At 38.4% G+C, this 1,279-nt stretch carries 1 protein-coding gene; it reads right to left on the bottom strand.

Going from position 1 to position 1,279, the window contains the following annotated elements; all coding sequences use genetic code 11:
* A partial coding sequence (locus DES38_RS11890) for an ISL3 family transposase (protein WP_245882016.1) occupies window positions 1-1,247 on the bottom strand: 1,247 nt, incomplete at its 3' end.
* Between the last annotated feature and the right edge of the window lie 32 nt (window positions 1,248-1,279).

Genomic DNA, 1,279 nt, shown 5'->3' with positions numbered 1-1,279 from the left:
TACTTAAAGTGTATGAGAATACGGTACTTATAGTTATAGAAATTTTTGTAGCCATATGCCACACGGTTTAATACCTTAATTTTATTGTTAATCCCTTCGATGCGGCCGTTGTTAAAAGGATAGGCAAAACTGTTCTTAATGTATGGCAAGTGCTTACGTAACGTCTTCAAGCTTGTTCTGATATAGCTTGAGATGTTTGGATCTTTTGTTTCGTTTAATATCTCTTCGAGATAGCCATAGTCCTTCGTCTTAAAGGCGGTTAAGAGCTGCTGATACAATTGATAATTTGCTTTCAGAACAGGCGAATAATCCAGAATTGTATCCACAACCGCTTGAGAGGTATTTTGACCAAATAGGCGATAGTACCGATACCTTGTACTGGATAAGTCGTTGCTTGATTTGAGTAACAATCGCCAGTAACTTTTGATACGGCGGTACTTCTTCAGGTCTTCACCACATGAAGTATTAAAACCATTCATGATATTTACACGCGTTTTATTCATCGAGCGTGTCATTAATTGAACAATGTGAAAACGGTCAATGATAATGTCTGCATGTGGGAAAAGTTCTTTGATAATATTCACGTAGGACGCATTCATATCAATCGTCACCGTTTTTACTTTTTTACGCTGTTTTAACGGATAGAAGTTTATGAAATGCTCCCTTATCGTGCGTCCATCTCGCTGTGGTAATATATCTGAAATCTCTCCTAATGCTGCGTCAGTATAAATAAAAGCCAGGGTTCCTTTCGCATACTTAAATTCATCAAAAGATAAGTGCTCTGGTAATTTCCTGTTATAGGTGTACAGCCGTTTACGCTCACGATCGATCCCACGCTGAACCGATGACGTCGATATTTTACAGTCCCTCGCAATGTCCTTTAATGATCTCGCTTCAGCAGATTTGATTACGGCCTGAGCCCACGTCTGTTTCGAAATGAAACAACCTTCATCTACTAAAGACGTTTTTGCTATAAAGGTAGACTGACAATGACGACATTGAAACCGTTGTTTCTTAAGCTTAAGGTACGTCTTCTTCACTCCGTCATTCGGCAAGACAATGATTGATATTTTCGTCCCGTTTTTAATTACTGTATAGTGCTCATTCTCAATTCCACAGTTCTCGCATTGTGTCGGTATATACGTTAGCGTTCCTTCGGCATAGCGACAGGTATGCCCCTTTCTCGTTCCTTCATAGATACAATCACCTTCAAAAATAATATTTTTATCTTGAATATCAAGTAACATTCTTATAGTATGAGATATAGACAAGTGAGTTC

Source organism: Streptohalobacillus salinus (assembly GCF_003201605.1).
GTDB classification, from domain to species: Bacteria; Bacillota; Bacilli; order Bacillales; family Amphibacillaceae; genus Streptohalobacillus; species Streptohalobacillus salinus.
This window is presented reverse-complemented; position numbering and strand designations above follow the sequence as displayed.